This is a genomic window from Mesorhizobium sp. P5_C1, from assembly GCF_054049815.1.
On sequence record NZ_JBFULQ010000762.1, the window covers coordinates 1 to 2,061 of the forward strand.

3 protein-coding genes are annotated in these 2,061 nt (G+C 58.6%); 1 reads left to right on the plus strand and 2 read right to left on the minus strand.

What is annotated here, in order from left to right; translation table 11 throughout:
* Positions 1 to 1,185, plus strand: a 1,185-nt coding sequence (locus tag ACXJ7R_RS30965) for a tyrosine-type recombinase/integrase (RefSeq protein ID WP_457155129.1), incomplete at its 5' end; no start/stop codon positions are given.
* Between the two features lie 73 nt (positions 1,186 to 1,258).
* Here the strand turns inward: ACXJ7R_RS30965 and ACXJ7R_RS30970 are convergent.
* Together ACXJ7R_RS30970 and ACXJ7R_RS30975 are read right to left on the minus strand one after the other, a co-directional pair.
* On the minus strand, positions 1,259 to 1,435 hold the full coding sequence (locus ACXJ7R_RS30970) for a helix-turn-helix transcriptional regulator (RefSeq protein ID WP_457155130.1): 177 nt from the start codon (positions 1,433 to 1,435) through the stop codon (positions 1,259 to 1,261).
* Between the two features lie 214 nt (positions 1,436 to 1,649).
* A partial coding sequence (locus tag ACXJ7R_RS30975) for a substrate-binding domain-containing protein (RefSeq protein ID WP_457155131.1) occupies positions 1,650 to 2,061 on the minus strand: 412 nt, incomplete at its 5' end.

Genomic DNA, 2,061 nt, shown 5'->3' on the forward strand with positions numbered 1-2,061 from the left:
ATGTATGTCAAGGTCATGCCGAGTGGCGCGATCTCGTTTATGCTGGACTACAGGCTCAATGGGCGCCGTGAGATGGTGCAACTAGGCAGATATGGACGAGACGGAATCTCGCTCGCACTCGCTCGAGAGAAATGCCTGGACGCCAAGCGCGCCATCAGAGATGGGCGGTCACCAGCGATAGAGAAGCAGCGCGAGAAGCGTCGCCTGAAAGAGGCGAAGAGTTTTGGCGGGTTCGGGGAGAAGTGGCTCACCGCCGCGCCGATGGCCGACAGCACGCGCGCCATGCGGCGTTCCATCTTTGAGCGCGAGCTTCTTCCTGCCTGGCGCAATCGCCTGCTGGCGGAAATCACACCGGACGATCTACGAGCCCACTGCGGCAGCATCGTTGAACGTGGCGCGCCGGCGACCGCCATTCACGTGCGAGACATTCTGAAGCAAATCTACAGCTTCGCGATCCTGCACGGCGAGAAGGTGGCTAATCCGGCTGATGAAGTTGGACCCGCATCGATTGCCACGTTTGTGCCGAAGGACCGCTCGCTTTCGCCCTCGGAAATTCGCGTGATGCTAAGACAGCTCGAGCACATCGCCACGCTTCCCACGATCCGTTTGGGGATGCGGCTTTACCTGCTGACGATGGTGCGCAAAAGCGAGTTGCAGGACGCGGTCTGGGATGAGGTCGACTTCGAAAATGCGGTTTGGACCATTCCAAAGGAACGCATGAAGCGATCGAAGGCGCATAATGTCTACCTGTCGCGCCAAGCGCTCGACATCATGATTGCCCTGAAGACCTGTGCGGGAAATTCCAGATACCTTCTTCCATCGCGGTACGATGCGGATGCTCCGATGTCGCGTGCAACGTTCAATCGGATCACTTACGCAGTCGTCGAGCGCGCGAAGTCCGAGGGGCTGCCCCTCGAGCCGTTCACGGTTCATGACCTGCGGCGAACGGGCTCAACTCTGTTGAATGAACTTGGCCTCAACAGCGATTGGATTGAAAAGTGCCTGGCCCACGAGGACGGACGCTCGTCGCGTGGCGTCTACAACAAGGCCGAATACGAAATGCAGCGCCGCCATATGATGCAGGAATGGTCGGACATCATCGACGCCTGGGTCGTTGGCAAGAAGTTCGTCCCGACGCTCATCCCGCCGTCGATGCCCCTCTTGGAGCCTGATCCGGCTCTCTGATCGGCCGAGCCCGACGCTGCTTAAGGTCCGGTTTCGGAGCGCGCAAGATTGGCTTTGAGCGACGGGCCGCGAGCTATGCTTGAACCTCGCCCAGATCCCAAACCACGCATCTTGGAGTCAAGGCGAAGCGTCGCGGGAATTCGCCCCGCTGTTCCATTTCGTAGATCGTACTGTCGGCAAGCGGCACCATTTCACGCAGCTGGCGTCTCCGGATTGTGCGCTTCAGTGCTTCTTCATTCGATCGGGTCATCTCGTGCTCCTCAGCAACGAGTCGAAATTGAAGGCGATTGTGTTCGATGAGAAAAGTGCTTCAGCCCCGGCGTCGTGTCATCGGCGGTTTCGACCTGTGAAAGGGACAAGTCTGACCGGGTCTTGATCTTCAGATGTTCAGGTATGCATTGGCTTCGACCGAGCCCCCCGGCTTTCCAAGCAAAGGCAGCAACAACAGGAGGAGTTGACGAATGTCAGTTCCCAACCGCTGACGATCGTCGCTTGACACTCGGCCTTGCCAAGGCGCTGCTGACTGAGCCACGGTCTATCATTGTCGCCTGTAGCAAGGTTTCCTTGGCAGGACCCGTAGCCTCGCCTTGCAAACGAGCGATCAGATCTTCTGTCGCAGCTTTGGCTAAGTCTCTGATAGGCTGCGACACAACGGTCAGGGGCGGCGTCACCGCCGCCGTCCAGTCGGCGTCGTCAAAGCAGATGAGCGAAACCTTGTCGGGTATCGATAAATCCAGCTCCCGAAGAACGTTGAGAAGGACGAGGGCCACGGAACTGTCGGTTGCGAGAAAAGCGGTCGGACGGTTCGCGGACTGACAGAGCTGGCGCAACTGGCGAGCAAGATTCTCAGTGTCCCATCCTCCGAGGATAATCAGC

Excerpts from the sequence above, each read along its gene's own strand:
- ACXJ7R_RS30970 (WP_457155130.1), bottom strand. The coding sequence starts at position 1,435 with ATGACCCGATCGAATGAAGAAGCACTGAAGCGCACAATCCGGAGACGC.